At 66.5% G+C, this 24,958-nt stretch carries 22 protein-coding genes; 6 read left to right on the top strand and 16 right to left on the bottom strand.

All coding sequences use genetic code 11. From position 1 onward, the window contains the following. Positions 1–100: 100 nt before the first annotated feature. The 5 genes from G332_RS0107605 to glgA all read right to left on the bottom strand — a co-directional run bounded on the left by G332_RS0107605 (position 101) and on the right by glgA (position 8,077). Positions 101–1,495 (bottom strand): sigma-54 dependent transcriptional regulator, encoded by a 1,395-nt coding sequence (locus G332_RS0107605; protein WP_019626399.1) that lies wholly within the window; start codon positions 1,493–1,495, stop codon positions 101–103. Further along, positions 1,492–3,108: a PAS domain-containing sensor histidine kinase gene (locus G332_RS0107600; RefSeq protein ID WP_019626398.1), complete on the bottom strand. Its 1,617-nt coding sequence runs from the start codon at positions 3,106–3,108 to the stop codon at positions 1,492–1,494. The genes G332_RS0107605 and G332_RS0107600 overlap by 4 nt, the downstream gene beginning before the upstream one ends. Positions 3,109–3,229: 121 nt before the next feature. Next, a complete protein-coding gene (locus G332_RS0107595; protein WP_019626397.1) occupies positions 3,230–3,511 on the bottom strand; it encodes a PP0621 family protein in 282 nt (93 codons plus the stop codon). A 153-nt stretch (positions 3,512–3,664) separates the two neighbouring features. Further along, the gene (ppc, locus tag G332_RS0107590; protein ID WP_019626396.1) at positions 3,665–6,505 is read right to left on the bottom strand and encodes a phosphoenolpyruvate carboxylase; all 2,841 of its coding nucleotides are present in this window, start codon (positions 6,503–6,505) and stop codon (positions 3,665–3,667) included. Between the two features lie 84 nt (positions 6,506–6,589). Beyond that, complete coding sequence (gene glgA, locus G332_RS0107585; protein WP_026340698.1) at positions 6,590–8,077, bottom strand: glycogen synthase GlgA; 1,488 nt, start codon at positions 8,075–8,077, stop codon at positions 6,590–6,592. Between the two features lie 153 nt (positions 8,078–8,230). Between glgA and pgi the strand changes: the two genes are divergently transcribed. Continuing rightward, on the top strand, positions 8,231–9,904 hold the full coding sequence (gene pgi, locus G332_RS0107580; protein WP_019626394.1) for a glucose-6-phosphate isomerase: 1,674 nt from the start codon (positions 8,231–8,233) through the stop codon (positions 9,902–9,904). Between the two features lie 36 nt (positions 9,905–9,940). On the opposite strand, the gene G332_RS0107575 is transcribed toward pgi, so the two are convergent. After that, positions 9,941–10,783 (bottom strand): bifunctional nuclease domain-containing protein, encoded by an 843-nt coding sequence (locus G332_RS0107575; RefSeq protein WP_026340697.1) that lies wholly within the window; start codon positions 10,781–10,783, stop codon positions 9,941–9,943. Positions 10,784–10,879: 96 nt separating this feature from the next. On the opposite strand from G332_RS0107575, the gene G332_RS0107570 reads away from it, so the two are divergent. Beyond that, on the top strand, positions 10,880–11,479 hold the full coding sequence (locus G332_RS0107570; RefSeq protein WP_019626392.1) for a DUF938 domain-containing protein: 600 nt from the start codon (positions 10,880–10,882) through the stop codon (positions 11,477–11,479). A 190-nt stretch (positions 11,480–11,669) separates the two neighbouring features. Here G332_RS0107570 and G332_RS0107565 read toward each other — a convergent pair whose 3' ends face one another. Beyond that, the gene (locus G332_RS0107565; RefSeq protein ID WP_019626391.1) at positions 11,670–12,095 is read right to left on the bottom strand and encodes a DUF3617 family protein; all 426 of its coding nucleotides are present in this window, start codon (positions 12,093–12,095) and stop codon (positions 11,670–11,672) included. Positions 12,096–12,274: 179 nt separating this feature from the next. On the opposite strand from G332_RS0107565, the gene G332_RS0107560 reads away from it, so the two are divergent. After that, positions 12,275–13,231 carry a matrixin family metalloprotease gene (locus G332_RS0107560; RefSeq protein WP_026340696.1) on the top strand — a complete coding sequence of 319 codons (957 nt, stop codon included), beginning with the start codon at positions 12,275–12,277 and terminating at the stop codon, positions 13,229–13,231. 46 nt (positions 13,232–13,277) lie between these two features. Here G332_RS0107560 and G332_RS0107555 read toward each other — a convergent pair whose 3' ends face one another. From G332_RS0107555 to G332_RS0107545, 3 genes are all read right to left on the bottom strand, one after another. Next, complete coding sequence (locus G332_RS0107555) at positions 13,278–14,576, bottom strand: OmpP1/FadL family transporter (RefSeq protein ID WP_019626389.1); 1,299 nt, start codon at positions 14,574–14,576, stop codon at positions 13,278–13,280. Between the two features lie 365 nt (positions 14,577–14,941). Next, a complete protein-coding gene (locus tag G332_RS0107550) occupies positions 14,942–15,130 on the bottom strand; it encodes a DUF3185 family protein (RefSeq protein ID WP_019626388.1) in 189 nt (62 codons plus the stop codon). 4 nt (positions 15,131–15,134) lie between these two features. Continuing rightward, positions 15,135–15,386, bottom strand: a complete 252-nt coding sequence (locus G332_RS0107545) for a GlsB/YeaQ/YmgE family stress response membrane protein (protein WP_019626387.1) — start codon at positions 15,384–15,386, stop codon at positions 15,135–15,137. Between the two features lie 236 nt (positions 15,387–15,622). On the opposite strand from G332_RS0107545, the gene mltF reads away from it, so the two are divergent. Beyond that, the gene (gene mltF, locus G332_RS0107540) at positions 15,623–17,095 is read left to right on the top strand and encodes a membrane-bound lytic murein transglycosylase MltF (protein ID WP_081619778.1); all 1,473 of its coding nucleotides are present in this window, start codon (positions 15,623–15,625) and stop codon (positions 17,093–17,095) included. Between the two features lie 219 nt (positions 17,096–17,314). Here the strand turns inward: mltF and G332_RS0107535 are convergent, their stop codons facing one another. The 3 genes from G332_RS0107535 to G332_RS0107525 all read right to left on the bottom strand — a co-directional run bounded on the left by G332_RS0107535 (position 17,315) and on the right by G332_RS0107525 (position 19,060). Beyond that, positions 17,315–17,785: a DsrE/DsrF/DrsH-like family protein gene (locus tag G332_RS0107535; protein WP_019626385.1), complete on the bottom strand. Its 471-nt coding sequence runs from the start codon at positions 17,783–17,785 to the stop codon at positions 17,315–17,317. A gap of 83 nt (positions 17,786–17,868) precedes the next feature. Then, positions 17,869–18,429 carry a carboxymuconolactone decarboxylase family protein gene (locus G332_RS0107530; protein ID WP_019626384.1) on the bottom strand — a complete coding sequence of 187 codons (561 nt, stop codon included), beginning with the start codon at positions 18,427–18,429 and terminating at the stop codon, positions 17,869–17,871. Further along, complete coding sequence (locus G332_RS0107525) at positions 18,419–19,060, bottom strand: TetR/AcrR family transcriptional regulator (RefSeq protein ID WP_019626383.1); 642 nt, start codon at positions 19,058–19,060, stop codon at positions 18,419–18,421. Before G332_RS0107525 ends, G332_RS0107530 begins: the two co-directional genes overlap by 11 nt. A gap of 64 nt (positions 19,061–19,124) precedes the next feature. On the opposite strand from G332_RS0107525, the gene G332_RS0107520 reads away from it, so the two are divergent. After that, a complete protein-coding gene (locus G332_RS0107520) occupies positions 19,125–19,853 on the top strand; it encodes a hypothetical protein (RefSeq protein ID WP_019626382.1) in 729 nt (242 codons plus the stop codon). Positions 19,854–20,279: 426 nt separating this feature from the next. On the opposite strand, the gene G332_RS0107515 is transcribed toward G332_RS0107520, so the two are convergent. Continuing rightward, positions 20,280–20,594: a high-potential iron-sulfur protein gene (locus G332_RS0107515; protein ID WP_019626381.1), complete on the bottom strand. Its 315-nt coding sequence runs from the start codon at positions 20,592–20,594 to the stop codon at positions 20,280–20,282. A gap of 305 nt (positions 20,595–20,899) precedes the next feature. Between G332_RS0107515 and G332_RS0107510 the strand changes: the two genes are divergently transcribed. Beyond that, positions 20,900–23,650 carry a cation-transporting P-type ATPase gene (locus G332_RS0107510; RefSeq protein WP_019626380.1) on the top strand — a complete coding sequence of 917 codons (2,751 nt, stop codon included), beginning with the start codon at positions 20,900–20,902 and terminating at the stop codon, positions 23,648–23,650. Between the two features lie 22 nt (positions 23,651–23,672). On the opposite strand, the gene G332_RS0107505 is transcribed toward G332_RS0107510, so the two are convergent. Both G332_RS0107505 and G332_RS0107500 read right to left on the bottom strand, forming a co-directional pair. Beyond that, positions 23,673–24,188 (bottom strand): cytochrome c, encoded by a 516-nt coding sequence (locus G332_RS0107505; RefSeq protein ID WP_019626379.1) that lies wholly within the window; start codon positions 24,186–24,188, stop codon positions 23,673–23,675. After that, positions 24,188–24,727 (bottom strand): hypothetical protein, encoded by a 540-nt coding sequence (locus G332_RS0107500; protein WP_019626378.1) that lies wholly within the window; start codon positions 24,725–24,727, stop codon positions 24,188–24,190. Before G332_RS0107500 ends, G332_RS0107505 begins: the two co-directional genes overlap by 1 nt. Positions 24,728–24,958 lie beyond the last annotated feature (231 nt).

The raw sequence follows: 24,958 nt of genomic DNA, 5'->3' as shown, positions 1-24,958 counted from the left end.
GCACGTCCGCGCTCGAGTCACTTTTGCGTGCGAACAAGGCGCGTAGTGAGGGTCATGGAAGGGAGCGCTCGAAGCAGGTTCTCGTAAATCCGACAGGCTCCTAGTCGATCCCGAGTTTTTTCAGGCGGTAGCGTAGCTGGCGGAAGCTGAGGCCGAGCAGCCGCGCGGCTGCCGTGCGGTTGCCTCCGGTTTGTTGCAGTGCGGTGGCAATGGCCTGGCGTTCCTGTGCGGCGAGCTGGTCGTCCAGGGCGTGATCGCGTCTGCCTGCCGGGGTGTCACGCTCGCCGGAGGGGACGGGCGCGACGGGGGCGCTGGCGAGGCCGGTGGTGGGCAGGTCGATGTTGTCGGCGAGGATCAGCGGGCCGTCGCTGAGGGTGGCGGCGCGCTCGAGGATGTTTTCCAGTTCGCGGACGTTCCCGGGGAAATCGTGGCGCTGCAGGACTTCCAGTGCGTCGGCGGAGAGTTCCAACGGGCCGGTCTGCCACTGTTCGCTGATGCGTTTCAGGATGCGCGTGGCGAGGTGCTCGATGTCGTCGCGGCGGTTGCGCAGCGGCGGCACCTTCAGTTCGATTACGTTGAGTCGGTAGTAAAGATCCTGGCGAAAGTGCCCCTCGCGTACGGCCTTCTCGAGGTCGTGATGGGTGGCGCTGAGGATGCGCACGTCGACCGGGATCTCGCGGGTGCTGCCCACCGGTTTGATGGCCCGTTCCTGGATGGCGCGCAGCAGCTTGACCTGCATCGGCAGCGGCAGATCGGCGACCTCGTCGAGGAACAGCGTGCCGCCGGCCGCGGACTGGAACAGCCCGGTGTGGTCCTGGGTGGCCCCGGTGAATGCGCCCTTGCGGTGGCCGAAGAACTCGCTCTCCATCAGTTCGCCGGGTATCGCGCCGCAGTTGACCGGCACGAACGGTCGCTCGGCGCGTGGCCCGAGGCGATGGATCTCGCGCGCGACCAGTTCCTTGCCGGAGCCGGATTCGCCGGAGATAAAGACCGGGGCCTGGCTGCGCGCCAGTTTGTGGATGGTGGCGTGCAGGTGCTGCATGGGTTCGGAACGGCCCAGCAGCGGACTGCTGTCGGTGGCGTCCGGTGGTGCGGCTTCCGGGTGATTTTGGGCTCCGATGGCAGAGGGCCCCAGACGCAGTGCGGCATCGATCAATTCGCGGAGCTGTTTCAGGTCCACCGGTTTGCTGACAAAGTCGAAGGCCCCGAGCTTGAGGGCCTGTACGGCGGTGTCGACGCTGCCGTGGGCGGTGATAACGGCGACCGGAAGGTTGGGGTATTCGGCCTGGATGTGGCGGACCAGGTCGAGGCCGTTACCGTCCGGCAGGCGCATGTCGGTCAGGCAGAGGTCGAATGGCTGTTGCGCGAGGAGGTCCTGCGCTGCCTGCAGGTCGTTTGCGGTCGTCGCGTCCAGCCCCATGCGGGCCAGGGTGATCTCCAGCAGTTCGCAGATGTCGGGTTCGTCGTCCACAACCAGCACGTGGCGGATACTCATGCGCCTGCTTCCTCGTCCTGCGGCGGCGGGTCGTCCGTGTCCAGGGGGGCGAACAGGATGCGGAAACAGCCCCCGATGGGTGTGTGGACGTATTCCAGTGAGGCCCCGTTGTTTTCGCACAGCATGCGCGAGATGTACAGGCCCAGTCCGGTGCCGCCGGCGCGCGTGGAGACGAACGGCTCGAACAGGTCCTTCTCCTGTTCCGGGGAAATGCCCGGACCGGCGTCGATCACATCCAGGCTCACCACACGGGCAACCTGGCCGGCCCCGCCGCGCAGCACGATGGGTGGGCTGTCGGGCGCATCGTGGCCGCCGTGGATGCGGGCGTTGGTGCACAGGTTCCACAGGATCTGATTGAGTTGCGAGCGGTCGAACTGGATCGTGGAGTCCACCGGCTCGACGCGGACGTGCAGGCTGTCCCGCGGCAGCTGCAGGGCGCCGCAGAACTCCTCCGCAAAGCGGTCCAGGGTCTCCTGCAGATTCATGCGTTCGCGCTGGCCGACCTCGCGCCGCGACAGGCTGAGGACGTTGGAGATCAGATCGTTCACCCGTTTGCTCTGGTTGTTGATGATAGCGAGCAGGCGCTGATCGTGGGGTTGCAGATCCGGGGATTCCGCGAGCAGTTGCGCGCTATGGCTGATGGCGCCCAGCGGGTTGCGGATCTCGTGGGCGATGCTGGCGGTCAGACGCCCCAGCGCCTGGAGCTTGTTGGCCTGGGCCTGACGCTGGAGTTCGGCGGCATCTTCGAGGATCAGCAGCGTGCTCTGGTCGCCCAGGGGGGTCATGCGGATGCGCAGTGCCGGCTGGCTACGATCACCCGCCAGATGCTGGCTGGTGGCAGGCATGCCGCTACGCTTCCAGTGGCCAAGGGCGCGCGCCACCGCGGGTGACAGGGTCGACAGATGACGGCCCGGGCGCGGGGGCAGCAGGCGCCGGGCGGCTTCGTTGATGGAGCGGATGTAGCCCTCCGGGTCGACCGCAATCACCCCGGCGCTCATGCGCGAGATGATCTGGGCATTGAGTTCGGCCAGGTTGGCCAGGTCCACGCCCTGCCGTTCCACCTTTGCCTGGGTTTCATCCGCGTGGCGGGTGAACTGGCGCGCCAGCAGACCGGCGACGAACAGGGCGGCACCCAGCAGGCCGGCCTGGGTGATCGCGCCTTCGTCGCTGTGCAGCACCAGGATGCTGAACAGTTCGGCCAGTAGAAGTGCCAGACTGGCGATGGCCGCCAGGCTCAGGGCGAAGCGTGCGCTTGAGAGCAGGACGGCCGCGACCAGGGCGGGCACCAGGAGCAGGCCGATCCCGGCCCCGACCCCTCCGGAGACCACCATCAGCGCAATCAGGCCGATGCCGTCCCCGGCGCCGCCGATCAGGGCGAAGCGGCTGAGACTGGTAGTCTCGGGGTTGCGGGTACAGCGCCAGGCGAACGCGGCCGCGACCAGGGCAAAGGCGAGATACCCGGTGGCGAGGACTGCGTAGAGCTGTGGTGCCGGCACCTGCAGCCCCAGAGGTGTATCCGGGAACAGGCCGAGGACCAGCAGGACCACTGCGACAAACACCCGGTAGAGCGCGAACAGCCACGCGGAGCGCCGGGTGTCGGTGTTGAGCGGCATGTTCAACCTGTTCCGGCCCCTGGTGGGTAAGGGACCGGGGAGAAGGGATGACCGATGGGCTCAGCGGAACGCAGAGGCATGTTGAGACTCACACGCAACCGCGCCGCGGTTGCCCGCCTGTTCAGTCATCGGCGTCTTCCCGGTCCTGGGTCTCGCCGTGCGCGCGGTTGCGATCCACCTCGGCGTGCTGGCGGGAGCAGTACATGCGGTCCCGGTCGCGGTAGGCCTCGGCCTCCGGTACATGCACGCCGCAGTAGGCACAGCGGATTACCGCGCCGCCTTCTTTCAGGCGCTCGGGGCGGGCATCACGGGTGACCTGCCGGCGGTTGCCGCTGGAGCGTACCAGGGTGCGCACCGCGAGAAATACGGCAACGATGGCGACGATGAGCAGCAGCAGGCGCATGGCGCGATTCTAGCAGTTTGTCGGGTTCGGGACGGATCTGCTGCCCCACGCCCGTGATGATCGCCCAAACCCGACAGGCCCCCGGCGAACACGGATCAATGTGCACATTCGCGCCGCGCCCCGAGGTGGCGGGGCGCGGCGGAACAGTGCGTGTCAGCCGGTGTTGCGCATGCCCGCGGCAATGGCGTTGATCGAGCGCAGCAGCGGCGACAGCCAGGGGTTGTCGGCGTCGTCATCCGCTTGGGCATCGAACTGGCGGGACTCGCGCAGCAGGTGGATCTGGATGTTGTTGAGCGGGTCCAGGTACGGGTTGCGCCGCTGCAGGGAGCGAGCCAGCAGGGGGGTTTCGTCCATCAGGGCGTCGAGCTGGGCCACCCGCAGTACTTCGTTTACGGTGCGGCTGTGTTCCTCGCGCACCAGCGTGTAGATGCGTTCGGCAAGCTCCGGATCACTGCACAGGCGGGCGTATTCCGCGGCGGTGCGCATGTCGGCCTTGGTCAGGGCCATCTGGCAGTTGGACAGCAATGAACGGAAGAACGGCCACTCCTGGTACATCTGCTGCAGCTGGGCCAGGCGTTCGGGGTCGTCGCCCCGCCATTGTTCCAGGGTGGAACCGATGCCGTACCAGGCGGGCAGGGTGTGACGGGCCTGGGCCCAGCCGAATACCCAGGGGATCGCGCGGATCGAGCTCTTGGAGCGGTCGGTCTTGCGGCGGTGCGAGGGGCGCGAGCCGATGTTCAGGAAACCGATCTCCTGCACCGGGGTGATCTCGTAGAAGTAGTCGAGTACGCCCTGGGTCTGGTCGATCAGACCGCGGTAGGCGTTCTCGCCGCCTTGCGCGAGTTCCTGCATGGTTGCGCGGTAGTCGTCGCGGTCCTGTCGCGGTGGCCGGATCAGACTGCGCGAGGCGAGCATCACGCCGGTGGCGCCCATGCCCAGTTCGTACACCGCGGTTTCGACGTTGGAGTACTTGTACGACAGGACTTCGCCCTGTTCGGTGAACTTGATCCGACCCTGCACGGTGGCGGGCGGCTGGGCGAGGATGGAGTCGTGGGTCGGGCCGCCGCCGCGGCCGACGGTGCCGCCGCGACCGTGGAACAGCTGGCAGCGTACGCCGAAGTGATCGGTGATGCCGACGATCTTCTTCTGCGCCTCGTAGAGGTTCCAGGAGGAGGCGAGGATGCCGCCGTCCTTGCAGGAATCGGAGTAGCCGAGCATTACGTCCTGGACGTTGCCGGAAGCGGCCAGCAGACGCGCGTACACGGGGTTGGACAGCAGGCCCTGCAACACGTCCTCGACATGCAGCAGGTCCTCGATGGTCTCGAACAGCGGGGAGATGCGCAGATGGCAGAAGGGCTTGCCGTCCTCATCCGTTCCGGCCAGGCCCGCCAGGCGCCCCAGCAGCAACACCTCGAGAACATGCGAGGCGGCATGGGTCATGGAGATGACGTAGGTGCCGATGCCGTTCGGACCGACCTCGCGGCGCATGCCCCGGATGACGTCGAACACGCGCAGCGTCTCGCGGGTGCTTTCGCCCAGGGCTTCCCGGTCCAGTGCCGGCAGGCTGTCTGCCGCGACCAGGTCGCTCAGCGCCTGCTGGCGGGCGGGCTCGTCCAGTGCGGCGTAGTCCGTGTCCGGTGCCAGCTGTCCCATCAGTTCGGTGATGGCGTCACTGTGGACGGTGGATTCCTGACGCACGTCCAGATGGTGCAGGTGGAAGCCGAAGGTCTCGACCAGGCGGATCAGGTCGGTCAGCGCGCCGCTGGCGATATTGCGGTCGCCGTGGCTGATCAGCGAGTCGCGGATCAGCTTGAGATCCTGCAGGAAGGTCTCGGCATCGGCGTAGGCGCTGTTGGTGGGCAGCACGGCGGCCTCACCGCGCACCCGTCGGACCACGGTGTCCAGGGTCTCGGTCAGGCGGTAGCGCATGATGTAAAGCTTGCGCCGATAGGGTTCGCTCTCGAAGCGATTGGATGCCCCCTGGAAGACTGCATTGGCGATGGTGCTGTCGGTCTCCAGACTGTCGAGGAAGGCCTGTGACGGCTGGCACATGAAGGCCGAATGGGTGAGCACGTTGCGCAGGTGATTTACGCGCTTGATGTACTCGCGCAGTACCTGTTCCATCGCCAGGCGGCAGGCCAGTTCGGTGACCTCCGGGGTTACGTTCGGGTTGCCGTCGCGGTCGCCACCGATCCAGGAACCGAAATGCAGGAAGGCCGGTATCCGCACCGGCAGGCTGCCATCGGGGTTGACGCCGTAGATGCGGCGTATGGCCTTCTCCAGGAAGCGGTAGGACTGCGGGATGGCCTCGAACAGGCTTTCTTCGAAATAAAACAGGCCGTATTTGATCTCGTCCTGTACCTGCGGCTTTCTTACCCGCACCTCGTTGGTGCGCCAGAGGATCTGGATCTGGGTCTCCAGCTCCTCGGTGATCAGGCGCCGCTCCTCCTCGCCCAGTCCTGGCTGATTCAGGCGGTCGGCAGTCTCGAAGAGCCGGCGCTGGTTCTCCATCGTCGTTCGGCGGCGGGCCTCGGTCGGGTGCGCGGTGAAGACCGGCTGGTAGTGCATCTCGCTCAGCAGATGCTCCAGCTCCGCGGCGGTCACGCCTTCGTCATGCAGTTCCCGCAGGGTCTGGTCGAAAGAGCCGGTCCACAGGGGTTCGCCACTGGAGACCTGGGCGCGCCGCCAGCGGTAGAACAGATCTTCCTCGGCGATATTGACCAGGCTGAAGTAGATGCTGAAGGCGCGAATGACGCGTTCGGTGAGGGATACGTCGAAGTGCGTGATATCCGCCATCAGCTGATGGCGCAGCTCCGGGTCCTCGTTCTTGCGCAGGCTGACAAAGCCGCGACGCAGCTTTTCCACCGCGTCGAACACGAGCTGGCCTTCCAGCTTGTGGATCACGTTGCCCAGGAGTTCCCCGAACAGGCGTACGCGGGCGCGCAGTTCCTTGTCTTTCGGGAGGAATCGGTCGTGTTGATCGCTTCGAGTCATATCGGGCCTGTGCGCGCAGGACGACGCGTGCCGCGGCCTGGGCGTGCCGGTTGGGAGAATCGGGAAGTCGCGAAAAGCGCGGTATTATAACGCAGATGAGGCCTTTGCACGCTGACGCCGGGACGGCACCCATTGGCGGTACAGCTCAAGGTAGGCATCTGCGCTTGCGCTCCAGCCGAAATCGCGGGCCATGCCGGTTCGCAGTAGCTGCTCCCAGGTGCCGTCTGCACGATCTGTGTAGAGCGCGAGTGCGCGCTCCAGCGCGCTGCCGAGGGCGGCCACGCTGTCCGGGGTGAAGCTGAAGCCGGTGGCGCTGCCGGCGGCCAGGTGCTCGGGCGTGGCATCCACGACGGTGTCCGCCAGGCCCCCGGTCGCGTGCACCACGGGCGGGGTGCCGTAACGCAGGCTGTACATCTGATTCAGGCCGCAGGGCTCGAAGCGTGACGGCATCAGGAACAGGTCGGCGCCGGCCTCGATCTGGTGGGCCAGTGGTTCGTCGTAGCCGATGTGCACGCCGACCCGGCCCGGATAGGCACGTGCCAGGGCGCCGGTTGCGTGTTCCAGATCCTTCTGTCCGGAACCGACCAGGGCGAGCTGGATGCGCCCGGCCTCCAGCAGGGGGGTACAGGCGGCGTGCAGTAGATCGACGCCCTTTTGTTCGACCATGCGCCCGACATGTCCCAGGAGCGGGATGTCCGGGGCCGGGTCCAGGCCCAGTCGGGTCTGCAGCGCGGCCTTGTTGGCGGCCTTGCCGGTCAGATCATCGGCACTGTAGCGCGCCGCGATATGCCGGTCGCGCGCCGGGTCCCAGTCGCGATAGTCGACACCGTTGAGGATGCCGTGCAGGTCCGCGCTGCGCGACCGCAGCACGCCGTCCAGGCCCATGCCGTGTTCGGCCTGCTGGATTTCCCGGGCGTAGGTCGGCGACACGGTGGTGATGGCATCGGCGAATACCAGGGCCGCCTTCATGAAGGACAGCTGCTGATGAAACTCGAGGCCGTCGGGGTGCCATAGCTGAGCGGGCAGTTGCAGTTCCTGCAGTGTGGTCGCAGGGAACAGGCCCTGATAGGCCAGGTTATGGATCGTGAACAGGGTGCGCGGGCGTTCGACCCCGGTGCGTTCCGGATCCAGCAGCAGTGGCACCAGGCCGGTCTGCCAGTCGTTCAGGTGCACCAGCTCCGGGGTCCAGTCGAGACCGGCCTGGTTGCGTGCCAGGGCCACGATGGCGTGTGCGAACCCGGCAAAGCGCTGGGCGTTGTCCGGCCAGTCCATGCCGTTGCTGGCGCTGTAGGGGTTGCCCGCACGCTGGAAGTATTCCGGCCAGTCGATCAGGTACACCGGCAAGCGGCTGCCGGGCAGGTAGCCTTCCAGGATTTGCCAGGGGGCGTCGTCCGGCCCGGGCCGCGGGGTCGGATTCACCAGCTTCTGACAGGCCTCGGGATACCCGGGGAGGACGAGGCGCACGTCCTGCCGCCGCCGGCGCAGGGCGACCGGCAGGCTGGCACTGACGTCGGCGAGGCCGCCGGTCTTGGTCAGGCCATAGGCCTCGCTGCTGGCGAACAGGATGCGCATGCAAAAATCCCCGGTGACGGAACCGGCCATGCCGGCTGGACTCGCAAGGATTGTAACCCAGCAGCGGTGGCGGCACTCTGGGACCCGGTATGCAGCAGTTATGGTCCGGCGCGAGCGTGTGAATCAATCAGGGTTTCTTTATGGAGGGTCAGGATGAAGGCGGGAGCGTACGCGGCGGTCGACGGGGCCTTGCAGGCCGAGGCACGGCGGCTGGAGCAGGAGACCCTGCGTGAACTGTTCGCGCGCGATGCGGACCGGATCCGGCGTGATGTGCAGGAAGTGGCGGGGCTGCGTCTGGACTGGTCCCGCCAGCGTCTGGACGGCCCGGCCTGGGACACCCTGTATACGCATGCCGCTGAATGCGCGGTCCCCGAGGCCCTGCAGGCCCTGTTCGCGGGCGAACGGGTCAATACCACCGAGGGGCGGGCCGCGCTGCACACGGCACTGCGCCTGCCGCGTGCTGCGCAGTGCCCGGTCGACGGGGAGGATGTGGTGCCCCGGGTGCATGCCGAGCTGGACCGCATGGAGGCCTTCGTGCAGCAGGTGCATGACGGTCGCCACCGTGGTTACAGCGGACGCGCGATCCGGCGCGTGGTCAACATCGGGATCGGTGGTTCCGATCTCGGGCCACGCATGGTCTGTCGGGCACTCGCGCCGCATGCGCAGGCGACTGCCGAGGGCAGGCCGCTGGTGGTGGACTTCGTCTCCAATGTCGATGGGGCGGCGCTGTCAGCGGTGCTGCGCGAGGCCGATCCCGAGACCACGCTGTTTATCATTGCCTCGAAGACCTTCGGCACCCTCGAGACCCTGACCAACGCGCGCGCGGCGCGGGCCTGGCTGCTGCGTCATGCGCCGGATGCGCAGGCCGTGGCGCAGCACTTTGTGGCGGTGTCCACCGCGCGCGAACGCGTGGTCGAGTTCGGGATCGACCCGGACAACATGTTCGGTTTCTGGGACTGGGTCGGCGGGCGCTATTCGGTGTGGTCCGTGATCGGGCTGCCGGTGGCGCTGCTGCTGGGCATGGACGGTTTTCGCGCCTTCCTTGGCGGCGCCCACGCGCTGGATGAGCATGTTCGCCGTACCCCGATCGCGCAGAACGCGGCGGTGCGCATGGCGCTGGTGGATCTGTGGAACCAGAACCTGCTGGGTGCGCAGTCTCGCGCCGTGCTGCCCTATGACGAACGCCTGGCACTGCTGCCGCCCTACCTGCAACAGGCGGAGATGGAGAGCCTGGGCAAACGGGTGGACCTGGATGGTCAGCCGGTTGCGGCTACGACCGGGGCAGTGGTCTGGGGCGCGGTCGGTACCGATGGCCAGCACGCCTTTTTCCAGCTTCTGCACCAGGGCACGCGTTTCATCCCGGCCGAGTTCATCGGCGTCGCCCGGCCGGAGCACGACCTGCCCGCGCAACACCCGTTGCTGATTGCCAACCTGGTGGCCCAGGCCGAGGCACTGGCGCTGGGGCGGACACCGTCCGAGGTGCGTGCGGAGATGGCGGCGGCCGGGCAACCGCCTGCGGTGATCGACGCCCTGGCCGCACACCGCAGCTTCCCCGGGAATCGCCCCAGTACCCTGATATTGCTCGAACGCCTGGACCCGGCCACGCTCGGAGCCCTGATTGCGCTGTTCGAGCACAAGATCTACGTGCTCGCGAGCCTCTGGGGCATCAATGCCTTTGATCAGTGGGGGGTAGAGCTGGGCAAGCAGCTTGCGGGCCAGGTACTCGCTGACCTGAGTGCCGAGGCTGGGGCCGGGTCCGCGACGCATGACCCGGCCACGAACGCCACCCTCGAATGGTTGCGCCCCCGCCTGCCGCGCGACGACTGAACCCGTCGCGCGGTCCCGACGGCACAGGCGGGAGGTTCAGACGGCAAGGGCGTCGTCGGATTCCTCGAATTCGGGGACATCGGTGGGCAGGGTGAGCGTGTGCGTCTCGCCATCCAGCCAGTAGCGGATATGGACCTCGTCTGCGTCGGCTGTGGCGGATACCGCCGTGAGGAAATCCATCGGCGTGGTCGGGCTCTGGCCATTCACTTCCAGGATCAGGGCCCCGTTCCTCAGGCCGGAAGCCGCTGCCCGCCCGCGGGCGCGGCTGACCAGGACGCCCGGGGCATCCGGCAGTTGCAGGGCCTCGCGCAGGTCCTCGCGGGCCTCCACGACGGTAATCCCGAGAGCAGTTACGACCTCGTCTTGGCCCGGCGGGGTGTAGTCGAACGGGACTTCGGCCTCGAGGATCTCTGGGGCCACATGAATGGCTGCACCGCTGCGCACTGCCAGCGCCAGGCCGTCGCTGGGACGGGTGTCGATGCGCCGGGGCTCGGTCTCGCCCGCTACCCGGACTTCCAGCCAGCCGAGGTAGGTACCGTTTTCGAGGCCATCGACGATCACCCGCTCCAGACGGGCATCCAGGCGTTCCAGCAGGTCTATGATGAGGTCGTGGGTCTGCGGCCGCGACAGCGGGACTTCATGCATCGCCAGCAGGATGGCGCGGGCCTGGTCGGTCCCGATGACGATGGGGACGACCTCGTCGGATTCCGGGTTACGCAGCAGTGCGATCGGGGTGCCGCTGCTGGCGTCCACACCGACCGTTGCCAGTTCTACCGGCAGCAGGCGATCCGGATCCGTTGCCATCTCGCGCGCCAGGGCGTCGCCGGCGACGGACAGGAGCAGGAGCAGGACGGGAAGCAGGAACCGGTGGCGGGACATCATTGCGGCGGCCGGGCAGAAGTGTCACTCGATCATGGCAGCCCCGCTTCAGGGCGTCCAGAATACCCCCGTTACCTTGCCGAGGATTGTGTCGCGATGCCGTCCGAAAAGCCCTTTGCGCCTGCCGCCGAACAGAACCGTGACCCCATCCTGACCGTGCTGAGGGAACGTTTTCGTGCCCCCGGCCGGGTGCTGGAGATCGGGGCCGGGACCGGACAGCACGCGGTGCATTTTGCCGCGTCGCTGCCGCATCTGGACTGGTACCCCAGTGATGTGGCGGAAAACCTGCCCGGGGTGGAGGCCTGGCGGCGGGATGCGGCACGGTCCAACCTGCACCCGCCCAGGGCGCTGGATGTGTTGCGGGATGTCTGGCCGGAAGGCCGCTTCGAGTACGCCTACAGTGCCAACACCGTGCATATTATGCACTGGCCGGCGGTAGAGGCCCTGTTTGCGGGCGTCGGGCGGGTACTGGCGCCGGGTGGCCGCTTTGCGTTGTACGGTCCGTTTGCCCATGACGGGGCCCATACCGCCGCGTCCAACGCCCGTTTCGATCAGATGCTGCGCGCCCAGGACCCGGGTATGGGGGTGCGCGACCGCGCTGATCTGGATGCCCTCGCGGCGGCCGCCGGCCTCGAATCCGAGTCCGTGATCGACCTGCCCGCCAATAACCAGATCCTCCTCTGGCGCTGCCCATGAAAGGCGCCTGGCCAGGCCTTTTACGGCCTTACGGCAACCACTGACGCATAAAAGAACGGGTCTGCAGGAAGACGGGAAGTCCGGAAGGAACGGGAGGGTGGGCCACAGCCTGACCCGGCCCGCCCATAGATCTGTCTTCCAGTCTTCTCATCTTTCTGGCGCCGATACGAGCGCGTGGCGAAAGCGCAGTTCAGCAGTCGCCAACGCGCTCACCGCGCATTTCGACGCGTACGTTGACCGTTCCCATCGGGGTGTCCATTTCACTGGTCATTTCACCCTCGGCGCGGCCACCCAGGAAACGCATGTTGCCGTGCATCTGCATCTGGTTGCCCTGCGGGCCGGGGCAGCTCATGGTGTAGTCCATGCGTTCGGCGCTCATGTCCATCTGGTCCAGGGTGCAGCCCTCCGGTGCCTCGATGATGTTTTCACCCATGTCGATTTCTTCCTGGGTGATGCACTCGGTGGTGGTCTCGGTCTGGTCGGGCATGTTGCCCATGCCTTCCATGGTCATGGTGGTATGGTTTTCCCAGAGACCGGGCTGGAGGTTCGGGGTCTCGGCCTGGGCGGCCAGTGGCAGGGCAACAAGCGGGAGGGCGGCGAGAAGCAGGCGCAGCATGGCAGTCTCCGGGAAGTCATAAGGATGTCCGCCAATGGTGCCTGTCCCGGAGGGGCGGGGCAAATGGGGGCGCGGACGGCGGCCGCCTGGCAGGAGCCCGTCGGGTGTGGGCGCTTGTCGCGAGCGTGTACATTCATCCGTGCTCCCCTGGCGTGAGGGGCGAACCTGGAGGATACGGCATGGCGGTACCGTTATGGCTGGCAGGGGGGCTCGGGGTGCTCGCGATGGGCGGTGTGCTGTGGCAGGAGGGGGCGTTATCGGGCGGTTCGGCGGGGCAAGGGTCGTCACCTGCCTCTCGCTGCGAGATCCCCGTGACCCTGCACCTGGAGGCTGTTGATACGCGCTTCGGCCTGGAGCGCGATGCGGTGCAGGCGGCCCTGGATGCGGCTGTTCGCATGTGGGATGGGGAGACGCCCGCGACACTTTTCCGCCAGCGCGAAGGGCAGGGCATGCCGGTGCGGCTGGTGTTCGACGAGCGCCAGGCCTCCGCCGAGCGGCGGGATCGGCTGCGGGCGGAACTGGACCGGCTGCAGCAGCAGATCGCTGCGCGTGAGGAGGCCCTGGACCAGCGCCATTCGGCCCTGGCGGCGGATGCCGCGGGCTACCAGCGCCAACTGGAAGGGGTTCGGGCGCGCCAGCGTGAGCACGAGCAGGCGGTGGCCGCCTGGAATGCCGGGCGTATGGAACCGAGCGCCGGCAATCGCGAGCGGCTGCAGCGTCAGCGACAGACCCTGGACGCCGCGCGCGCCGATCTGGAACAGCGTCGCCGCACGCTGGAACACCGGCGTGACGGACTCAACCGCGACATCCGTGAGCTGGAACAAGAGATCACCGCATTCAACGACCGGGTTGCGGCGTTGAATCGCGAGGTGGGCGAGACCGGTCACTTCGATATGGCGGTCTATCAACAGCAGGGTGTGGCTCGCTCCATCACCGTGTTCAGGGCCAGCGACCCGGACGCGCTGCGGCTGACACTGGCGCATGAGCTGGGGCATGCCCTGGGTATCGACCACGTGAATGACCCGGCGGCCGTGATGCATGCACTACTGGGGGAGGCCAACGCCGGTCGGCGCGATCTGAGTGCCGCCGACCGCCGCGCGCTGGCGGCGGCCTGCGGGGTTGATCTGGAGGGTTGAGAGCCAGGGCCGTGGGGGAACGGCGGCGGATTAACTCAGCGTCTCCCTAAAAGTGGTAGCGCAGAGCGGCCCCCAGCACGTGCACGTCGCCGGAAGTGGTGCCCTGCATGTTCACAAGGGTATCGGCCTGGCCATCCTGGTTGGAATCGAAGCCCCGGGTGACGTCCAGGTCCTCGCTGCCGATGTGGATGTAGCTGTAACCCAGATCGAAGCTGAATTGATCGCTGCGGGCGTAAGTGGCGCCCAGGGAGAACCAGATACGGTCACCATCCGGGGTGCGGGTGCTGCGGCCGTCAGTCCGGGTCGGGGTCTGATCAAACTGGAGGCCGCCGCGCAGGGTCCAGCGCGGGTCCAGTTCGTACTCGGCCCCGAGGGCCAGGGCATGGCTGTTGCGGTAGTTCTGTTCCAGTACCTGTTCGTTGCCCTGCGGCAGCTGGATGCGGATCTCGTCGAAGTTGGACCAGTTGAACCAGGTGTACTGGGCCAGGCCGGTCCAGCGGTCATTGAAGCGGTGGCGGATGCCGATGGAGGCGATATCGGGGAGCTTCAGGTCGGCCTGCCCGGGCAGCACGGAGACAGGCCCGCCCGCGGGCTCGGTGATGGTCGCCGTGCCGCTCAGGGTGTGGGTGATGCCGTCGCGGTAATGGATGCCGAGGCGGGTGTCATCGCCGAGATCGAACAGCATCCCGATGTTGAAGCCGATATCCCAGTTGTCGCCCTCGAGTTTGAACTCGCCATCGCTGGCGGGCGTGGGCGGGAAGCCGCCGGGGATGGCGCTGCGCAGGGTCGCGTCGGCGTATTGCAGGTCGAGACCGCCGCCGATGGAGATGCGGTCGGTCAGGTCGAAGGCGATGCTGGGCTGCAGGTTCAGCACCTGCAGGTCGGATTCCAGTGAGTCGTAGCGGGCGAAGAAGTCATCGTTGTATTCATTCTTCAGGCCGAAGGGTGCGCTGAGGCCAAAGCCCAGCCAGACGCGTTCGGAGTACTGCTCCGCCCAGTACAGGTTGGGGATCGGAGTGGGGTCGTAGGGGTTGTTGCCGTCGCGGCCCTCGTACGGGGCCCCGTTGATGGTGGAGTTGCTGCGCCGGACCTCGGCCCTGGGCACCAGCAGATACACGCCCGCCTGCACCTCGTTGCGTTCCAGGCGGGTCATGCCGGCCGGGTTGAAGTAGATGGTGCTGGCATCGGAGGCGATGGCGGCCTCTCCGGCATAGGCGCGGCCGAGACCGGAGACCCCCTGTTCCTGCAGGTAAAAGCCCGCGGCCAGCAGGGTCGTGGGTGCAGCGAAGAGTGCGGTGCTGACGGCGGCGGCAAGCGCCAGACGGTGCGAAGGCATCATGGTCATGCGGTCTCCCCTTGATTGGTCTTGTTTTCGGGAAATACGGATTCGTGGATGCGCAGGCGGCTCCGGGTGCATTGATATGCGGTGCCTGCCCGTGGCCTCAGGCTGCACGAGGGGGCCGTAAAGGCGGCCGGGCCGCTTCATGCAATCATCTTATGGTCCCGGTGGCCCGGGTCCGCGTTGTGCCCCGAATGCATCCGGAACCGGCGGGCATAACTGCCACCCGCCGCAAGCCGCACCGGGTGCCCGCAAGCCGGGACTCATCAGTGCGCGTTTATCCATGAATCTCGGGTCCCCCGGTACGGTGTACCCGGCGACGGACACTACCGATTCCGGATGGATGATGCCAGGCGCGCCACGCTTTACGGTCAGACCACCAGGAGCAGGCCGATCAGCGCGGCCAGGACGCCGCCGACCAGCATGCCCAGGGTACGGCGGGTAAAGCGACCCAGGATCAGGCGCGCGGCACGTTCGCGCAGGCCAAAGGCATCTTGCACGCCCACCAGGGCGCTGATCAGGCCGCCTACCAGCAGGATGATGCCGAGGATCTGCAGCATGGCTTCAGGCCTTGTGGATCAGGCGAAGCAGGCCGAGCAGGAGCACGGCGCCCACGGTGGCGGCCGCCAGATTCCCGACCAGTCCGCCGACCGGGACGCCCAGTTGGGCAAACAGGGCGCCGCCAAGAAAGGCGCCGATCACCCCGACCACGATGTTGAGCAGGATGCCCTGGCCCATGCCATGAACCAGTAATCCCGCTAGCCAGCCGGCGATGCCGCCAATCAGTAGCAAACCGAGGATGGATTCGACAGTCATGTTGTTGCGCTCCTTGCTGGATGTGTGGTTTGGAGTCCGCGGGGCGGGTCGCGTTGGTTGAACTCCGCCGGGTGCGCACGGTGCCGGCTGGCCGCACGTGACCGCTGGTACTGCACCTCTTTCGAGAACCATTTCGTACTACCCGGGTCCCACGAAGGGGTTTAATGGGCTTTAACAAAGCCGTCATCACGTCATGTTCGCGACCAGCGTAACCGCATAACAGCAGGGAAGCCGCCATGACCACTGTCCGCTCGTGCCTTCGTCCGCCCGGGGAGTGCTCGTTGTTGACCCGGTACCGGGGTATACGGCCCTGGCTGCCCGCTGCCTGGCTGGTGTTGTTAGCGGGTTGCAGCCCCGGAGAAGGACAGTCGGAGACGACCAGCCGTGCCGCGGCGGAGGCCGCCCTGGCGGCGATTGAGGCGTCCGGCACCCTGCGTGTGGTCACACGCAATGCCCCCACCAGCTGGTATTACGATCAACATCTGGAGACCGCTGGTACCGAACACGATCTGGTTGAGGGCTTTGCGCGGGCTCAGGACTGGGAGGTGGAATGGGTGTTTGCGGACTCCGTATCCGAGGTGCTGGAGGTGCTCGAAGACGGCGCGGCACACATGGCGGCTGCCGGACTGACCCATCTCGACTCCCGCGATCGGCGCTTCCGGCGCGGGCCGGATTACATGGAAGTCACCGAGCAGGTGGTGTGCCACCGTGATTTCGATGGCGTGCCGCGTGCGGTGGAGGACCTGGGCGATGTTGAGCTCGTGGTTTCCGCAGAGAGCAGCTATACCGAGACCCTGCAGGCGTTACAGTCCCATGTTCCCGAGTTCCGGGAGGAGGCGATCGGCACCGAACGGCTGCTGGCCCGTGTGGCACGGCAGGAGGTCGAGTGTACGGTCGCGGACTCGCACATCGTGCAGTACAACCGACGATCCTTTCCGCACTTGGAGATCGCCTTTGATCTGTCGGCACCGCGGGCGCTTGGCTGGTATGTGCAGTCGGGCCAGGATGCGCTGGCAGAACGGGCCCGTGACTGGATGCAGAGCGACGCGGGGCAGGAGCTGCGCGCCCTCGTTGACGAGCGCTATTACGCCTACATTGACCAGTTCGACTTCGTCGATCTGCGCGCCCTGAACCGGCGCATCGAGGACCGGCTGCCGCAATTCCAGCCGTACTTTGAAAAGGCGGCCGAACGCACCAATCTGCCGGCCGACCTGCTGGCGGCGCTTGCCTATCAGGAGTCGCACTGGGATCCGGAAGCGCGCAGTCCCACCGGCGTGCGCGGCATGATGATGCTGACGCAGCGCACCGCCGAGTCTCTGGGGGTGAACCGGCTCGACCCGGCCCAGAGCATTGAAGGCGGCGCACGCTATTTGCAGCGTCAGCACGCCCTGTTGCCCGATGATATTGAGGAACCCGACCGCACCTACCTGGCGCTGGCGGCCTACAATATTGGCCGTGGTCACCTGCTGGACGCGCGCCGGCTGGCACGCGAGCTGGGGCGTGACCCGGACCGCTGGGTGGACATGCGCGAGACGCTGCCGCTGTTGACCGAAGAGCGCTACCACAAGGATCTGCGCTTTGGTTACGCGCGGGGTTATCAGCCGGTGTACTTCGTGAAGCGCATCCGCAACTACCGCGATGTGATCCGCCCGGCCTTCGTTGCCGAGGATGAAACCCCGTCCGACCGGATCGTGCTCAGGCGCGACTGATCCCGGGCCGGCGGCCGTTGCCAGCGATTCGTGCATCCAGTGCCCGGTGTCAGTCTGGTGCCAGCCGAGCCGTCATTCAGGCGCGTACATCCGGGCTGGATCGGCAGCCGGTTGTTGCGGCGCGTGCCGGGGCGGTTCCCGCGAGCAGACGTCCGAATTTCGGCTCGCGGGGGCAGGGGTGCTGTCTCGATCCCCTTTGCGACGCCCGGGAGGGACGCCTCAGATAAACAGGCAGATGTCAGATTCGCCGGCGAACTCGAAGAACGCGGCAGCCCCCGCGTAGTCGATCCCGTCAATAAACTCGGTGGTATCCATGTCGAACAGGTCCACCGTCATCTGGCAGGCAATCAGGCGCACCTCCGCCTCCTGGCACAGTTCGCGCAGGTCGGCCAGGTCGGACACCCCCTTCGCCGCCATCTTCTTCTTCATCATCACGGTCATCATCTTCTGCATGCCCGGCAGGGTCTGCAGCATCACCGGCATGGGCATCGGCATCGGCATACCCGGATTGCCCAGCGACGTCACCTGCAGGTCCAGCTTCTTGCGCAGCAATTGAAGGCCATAAAAGGTGAAGAATACCTCGCAGTCATAGCCCAGTGCCGCCGCGGTGGAGGCCAGGATGAACGGGGGATAGCCCCAGTCCAGGCTGCCCTTGGTGGCAATAATGGCCATTTTCTTGTGATCACTCATCGTGATGGTCTCCTCCCGTCGTAACGGGTATTGAAGGGCGCGGTTTGCGTAGGGCGGTTTGCCGTTGCGTATCCGCAGGGCCCTTATGTGTTCGGTGCACTCCAGTGCTCGCCGGCCATCGGTTCGTCGACCGGGGTGCCGGCGATGTGGTTGGTGTAGTTGGACAGCGTTTTAAGGCCGATCGCGAGGATTACCTCCAGCATCTGTCCGGGGGTATGGCCGGCGTCCAGGAAGGCCTGCTGGGTGGGTTCGTCGACCCAGCCGCGCTGCTCGAGCATGGCGCGGGCGAATTGGCGCAGGGCCTCCAGTTTGGGGTCCTCGATCACGCGGTCCTCGCGCAGCGCGGCGATCACGTCGTCGGGTACGCCGGTCATGCGGCCGGCCATGCTGTGGGCAGCCATGCAGTAGTCGCATTCGTGGTAACGGCTGACGGTCAGCAGCAGGACGCCCTGTTCGGTGGGGCTCAGCGACGTCTTCTGCAGCAGGTCGTTGAGCGCCAGGTAGGCCTCGGCCAGAGTCGGGGCGCTGGCCATCTTGCGGATCAGATTGGGGACCATGCCGAAGGTCTGTTCGGCCCGGTCGAAGGCGCGTTGTGCCCCCGGGGCGCTGCTGGCGTCGTGCAGGGGGAAATGTTCATGGCTCATGAGGTACCTCCGGGCGTGATGGAGTCAGGAGTACGCCAAGCGCGGGACCCAGACGCAGGACCGTCGCCGGGTCCTGGTCGGCCTTGGCCATTACGAGGATGCCTTCCATCAGTGCCAGCCACTGTTCGGCCAGTGCGTCAGTGTCGGTGCCGGCGGGCAGTTCGCCGTTACGCACGGCTTCGTCCAGGACAGAACGGAAATGGCTGGTGATGGCGTCCAGATGCCCCCGAATGGCCTGGCGCAGGGTGGGATTGACGGTGCCCATCTCCACGGCCAGATTGCCGAAGGGGCAACCGGGCACTCGCCCGGATTCGGCCTGCATGCGTGCTTCGAAGGCATGGATCGCCTGGATGAATGCATCGATTCGGGCCTGCAGGCCGTTGCCGCCGGACAGGCTCGGAATCAGCACCTCTTGCTCGAAGTCCGCGTACAGGGCATCCAGCATCGCCAGGGCGAGTGCCTCCTTGCCGGGGAAGAAGTGATACAGGCTGCCCTTACGAACCCCCGCGTGTTGACAGATCTCGGCGATCCCGACGGCGCTGTAGCTGCGTCCGACGATCAGTTCGCGCGCGGCGTTCAGCAGGCCCTGGTGGCTGTCGGAGCGGTGGTTACTGGTGTTCTTTGTCTTCATGGGTTTGAAATTAGTTGACCGGTCGGTAAACTGCAAGAACATGCCATGGCACGGGAGTGCGACCATGCCCCGAACGCTCGCGCGCGACGCAACCATCGAGGCCCAGGGTGTATCCATTCCGGTGGAGTATGCGGACTCCTGGGAAGATGGCTTTGGCGTGAGGGGCTGGAAGCTGGATCTGCCCGGGCGTGGCGTGGATGTGATCGCGGCAACCCCGTTTACCGGTGATCGCATCCCGACCTCGGTATTTGTGCACGATATCGTGGACCACCACCTCTGTGGTTTCGCGCTGTCCGGCTACGTCGACGAGGCAGGGGCACTGATTCAGCTGGCTGAGCGCACCGGCTCCGATCCAGTGCCGGACTTCGTGCAAATCATCGATGAGGACCTGCTGCCGGGCGCCTTCGAGAGTGACGACTGGCGCAAGCTTTTGCCTGCGTCCCTGGTAACAGCGGTAGAGGCAGCCCCGAATGCGCGTGTGGGCATGGTCCGGCTGCGTGAACAATGGGGCGATGGCGTCCTGCGTGCATTGTGGCTTGCGGGGTTCGTGACGGCCGGCTGGCGGCTGGCCCCGGGTGCACGCGAGGCCTGGGAACGGCACGGCCTGGACTACGCCAATCGAGCCGCAACCGCGCGGGCGCTGCAGGCGTTATTCCAGCAGGTTGATGCGCGAGTGCGCGAACACGGATGGAGTCGGGCCCGCGGTGTGTTTCGGGTGGCTCCGGCGGCGGTGAGTTTCCGTTTCGAGGCACCGGAGGTTGGCCGTGACGCGTGTCTGTCGATTACCGCCTGACGGGCGGCTGGACCTCCGCTTGCAACCGGTTGAGGGATTGGTGTCCCGACTCCTCGGGAGACGCTGATTGAATCGCGCGTCCGCGATCGAGTCGCTTTTGCGTGCGTTTAATGCGCGGTGACGGCCGTGCAGTCATTCTGCACAAAGGAGCCGCAACGCCGTTCCCACGCCCGTTGTTGCTCAAAAATGGGCGGCCGAGCCCCTGCTTTCATTGCTTGTGGGGTTGGTGCCCCCCCGATTCTGAATGAATATGGCCCGAGCCTGCGTTGCGCCCCGAATCCATCAGAAACGGGCGGGTAGAACCGCTACCGGCGGCGCACCGCGCCAGGTTTCGGAAGACCCGGGTCTCCGCTGCGAGTGTGCACTTTCATCCGGGATTTCCGTGAGGCGTCCGGCCCGGGGCCGGGCCGGACGGTTACGACGGTATCAGGATCCGACGTATGCGTCGCACCAGCCGTCGGCGTTCACCTGAACGCCCTGGAACTCGGCGTGGAAGCACTGGCCCCACTGGGCGTCACCGCCGCCCCAGAAGGCGCAGTTCTTGCACTTCTCGCCTGCGGCATAATCCGGGTGGTCGGAGTCGGCCGCATCATTGACGTAATGATGGGCGTGACCATCCTCGGCCTGCTCCGCGGCGCTGGCTGCAGGCATTCCGACCAGACTGACGACCGGGATGGCCGCCACGGCGGCAGAGGCCTGGCGCAGGAACTTGCGACGATTGGCATTCGGCGTATTGGACATGGGTCCTCCGTTTGCTGGGAAGTTAAGGATTGTTGGCGTTTTCTCCCTGCTTGGTCACCCGCTACAGGCGGGATCACCCCGTTCGAGGGCTCAACTCGCTGTGGGTTCCGTTGAGAAGACACTCATTTGTGGTGAATGGATGACCGGGGCTGTGTTCGCGGCGGGGCTGGCCGGCACCGGGTCTCGTTCGGCAGTCAGGCATGAGACCGGCGTCAGCACCGTGTGGGGCTATTCGGCCGCGGGGCTTGTGGCCCTGCGGCGGGCAGGCGACGATAAAAGCCCCGTAGCAGCCCCGACCTGCGCCGATGTCTGATGCCCCGGAACCCGTGGACCCGTCTGCAGCCCCGTCCTGGCACAGCCAGAGTGCCGAGGAGGCCCTGTCGCATTGGGGCGTCGCGCGCGACGGGCTTGCCTTGGATGAGGCCGAGGCGCGGCTGAAGCGCTACGGCCCCAACCAGTTGACCCCGCCCGAGCGCGCCAGTGTTCTGCGCCGTTTTCTGCGGCATTTTCACAATGTCCTGATCTACATCCTGCTGGTGGCGGCCGTGGGCACGGCCCTGCTTGAGCACTGGGTGGATACCGGCGTCATCCTGGCGGTCGTGCTGATCAACACGCTGATCGGCTTTGTGCAGGAGGGCAAGGCGGAGAAGGCACTGGACGCGATCCGCAAGATGCTTTCGCCGCGCGCGGTCGTGACGCGCGGCGGTGAACGCCGCGAGATTGCGGCCGATCAACTGGTACCCGGCGATATTGTGCACTTGCAGGCCGGTGATCGGGTGCCGGCCGATCTGCGCCTGTTCGAGACCAAGAACCTGCGCCTGGAAGAGGCGGTCCTGACCGGCGAATCGGTGGCAGTGGAAAAGCGCACCGCTCCGGTGGAACAGGGGGCCGACCTCGGGGATCGCTGCAGCATGGGCTTCTCCGGGACGCTGGTGGCCTTTGGTCGTGGTGCGGGCGTCGTCGTGGCCACTGGCGAGCATACCGAGATCGGACGCATCTCCACCATGCTCGGCGAGGTTGAGGGGCTGGAGACACCCCTGGTCCGCCAGATGGCACAGTTCGGCCACTGGCTGGCGGGCGTGATCGTGGTGATCGCGGCGGCGACCTTTGCCTTCGGGTACTGGGTGCGGAGTTATCCGCTGGACGAGATGTTCCTCGCAGCCGCGAGCCTGGCGGTGTCCACGATCCCCGAGGGGCTCCCCGCAATCATGACGATCGCGCTGGCCATCGGGGTCCAGAAGATGGCACGGCGCAATGCGATCATTCGCCGCTTGCCGGCGGTGGAGACCCTGGGTTCGGTGTCGGCTATCTGCTCCGACAAGACCGGTACGCTCACCCGGAACGAGATGACGGCGCAGACCGTGTGCACGGCGACCCGCGAGATTCTGGTCAGTGGCGTGGGCTATGCGCCGCAGGGCCAGTTCTCCGAGGGCGAGCGGGATATCGACCCGGACGAGGACCCGCTGCTGCGCGAAGTGCTGCGGACGGGGCTCCTGTGCAATGACGCCCGGCTCTACCAGAAGGGCGACGACTGGGTCATGGAGGGGGACCCCACCGAAGGTGCGCTGATCACCCTGGCGTGCAAGGCCGGGATGGATCCGCGCCTGGAAGGCGAACGCCTGCCGCGCACCGACGTGATCCCGTTCGAGTCGGATCATCGCTACATGGCGACACTGCATCACGACCACGAGGGCCATGCGCGGATCCTGCTGAAGGGCGCGCCCGAGCGCGTGCTGGAACTTTGCAGCGAGCAGCAGGTGGATGGCGAGACCCGCGAGGCGCTGGATGGCGAGCGCTGGCACGCCGCCATGGAGGCCGTGGCGGCCCGCGGTCAGCGCCTGCTGGCCGTGGCCGTGCGTGACACCGAATCCGATCATTGCGAGCTGCGCTTTGATGATGTCGAGGCCGGCGGTTTTACCCTGCTTGCATTGCTCGGGATTATTGATCCGCCGCGCGACGAGGCGATCCGTGCGGTGACCCGCTGTCGTGCGGCGGGGATCGAAGTGAAGATGATCACCGGTGATCACCTGGCGACTGCGCGGGCCATCGGCGAGCAACTCGGTCTGGGCCGCGACGCCGAGGCCCGCACCGGTCATGAGCTGGATGCCCTGGACGCGGGTTCCCTGGCGCGGGTGACGGAGCAAACGGATGTCTTCGCGCGGACGTCGCCGGAACACAAGCTGAGGCTGGTGCAGGCCCTGCAACAGGGCGGGCGCATCGTGGCGATGACCGGCGACGGGGTGAACGATGCCCCGGCGCTGAAGCGCGCGGATGTCGGTGTGGCCATGGGCGGCAAGGGTACGGAGGCCGCGAAGGAGGCGTCGGAAATGGTACTGGCCGATGACAACTTCGCTTCCATTGCGCACGCGGTGGAGGAGGGGCGCACCGTCTACGACAATATCCGCAAGGCCATCCTGCACATGCTGCCGACCAACGCCGGGCAGTCGCTGACCATCATGATGGCGATCCTGATGGGGCTGGCGTTGCCGCTGACGCCGGTGCAGGTGCTGTGGGTGAACATGGTGACCTCCGTGACCCTGGCGATGGCGCTGGCCTTCGAGAAGGCCGAACCGGGGGTGATGCAGCGGCCACCACGGGCCCCGGATACCCCGCTGCTGTCCGGCTTCCTGCTCTGGAGGATCCCGTTCGTGGCGCTGCTGCTATGGGCCGGTACGTTCGGGCATTTTGTCTACATGGAGACCGTGGCCGGTGTGGCCGACGAGGTCGCGCGCACGGTTGCGATCAATACCCTGGTCGCAGGGCAGGCCTTCTACCTGTTGAACCTGCGCCTGATTCATCAGCCGGTGCTGCCGGGCGGCGAGCTGTTTCGCTCGCGGGCGATGTGGCTGGCGATCGGGGTGCTGGTACTGCTGCAGCTGGCGTTCACCTATCTACCGGTGATGCACGCGCTGTTCGGGACTACGGCCATCGGGCTGGAGGACTGGGGCCGCATCCTGACCTTCGGACTGGCGGTGTTCGTGATTGTGGAGCTGGAGAAGCTGGTCGTGCGCCAGGTGCTGGCGCGGCGCCGAGGGGTGGCGCCGCAGGCCGTTTAGGCCGATAGCGATCCGTGAGCCCCTAGTGCGTCACCCAGGGTTCGCCCATGTCCCGTTCCCAGTCCTCCCGGGTCGGGTGGTTGCGGTCGTAGCGTACCCAGGCCTCGAAGATCGCGTCCGGCCAGTGCGATTGCAGCCAGGCAATGATGGCCTCCGTATCACCCTCGGACAGGGTGTCTTCGAAGCTCGGCATGGTCCCGCCACGGGCCTCGGCGCCGTAGCGGATCATGTCGCTGAGCTGCCAGTAGGGGTGATGCCAGGTGTGGGCGCTGCCGTCCAGCGGCGGGGGAGGGAAGGTGCCGTCGGGGTTCCGCTGACGCCAGTTCTCGGCGCCCTCGCGCTGGTCTCCGTGGCAGGCGGCACAATGCAGCTGATACAGGCGTTCGCCGCGCTGCAGGATCTCCGGTTCGGTTGTGCGCTGGTGGTGCTCGGGTGTCCCGGTGCCTACGAGGCCGTCGCAGCCGGTGAGTCCGGCAGCGGTCAGCGCCAGTGACAATGCTGCCGCGAACTTGAAGTAGCTCCGGGGGTAACCCGCCATTACTCCGGGTCCTGCGCCGGGCGGTCCGTGTCGGCGGATGCGTCATCATCGCGGAAGGCGTCCCGCACCGAATCCCAGGCCTTGCGCGAGCCATCGCGCACGCCGCCCCAGGCCTCCCGGGCCCCCTCACGAACACCACCCCAGGCTTCCGAGGAACGTGAGCGCATATCGCCGGACCATTCGGCCAGGCGGTCGCGTTCTTCCACCAGGCCGTCGTAGGCGCGTTCGCGCCGTGCGCGGGTGCCCTCGCTCAGGTCGTCCCAGCCTTCGCGGATTTGCTCGCGCAAGTGGCCCAGTTTCTGGTCCATTGCGTCCAGGGTCTCGCGCGTACGCGAGCCGGTTTCCGTGTCGCCATCCTGACCTTCCTGTTCGAGCTCTTCGCGGGTCTCGGCCCAGGATTTGCGCAGTTCTTCCATCTCCGCGGCGGTGGGGTCCTTGGCTGCCGGGGCGTAGACAGCGCCGCCGTGCAGGGGACTGGCGGCCAGCAGGAGGGTACAAAGTCCGGTCAGCAGGAAGGGACGTAGCGTGAACGCGTTCATGATGAGGTTCTCCGTGGCGTCGGTCGGCGACAGGCCGATACATGGGTTTTGAGCATGGTAGTAGGTTTCGGGCTTCGCGATCCCGAATCCTGCATTCGTGTGCGTAAGGATCGTGCAGCATACGGGGCGCACGGGGGGTTGTTTGCCGCAGTGGCGCCACAGCCGTCCATGCGGCTGGCCGAGGTGAATCCCTCTGTGGCCAGGAGACCCGCGAGGGCGCGTGCAATTCAC

The organism is Thioalkalivibrio sp. ALJT (assembly GCF_000381825.1).
Lineage (GTDB): Bacteria > Pseudomonadota > Gammaproteobacteria > Ectothiorhodospirales > Ectothiorhodospiraceae > Thioalkalivibrio.
Note: the sequence above shows the minus strand (reverse complement) of the source record. Positions and strands in the feature narration are given on the sequence as shown.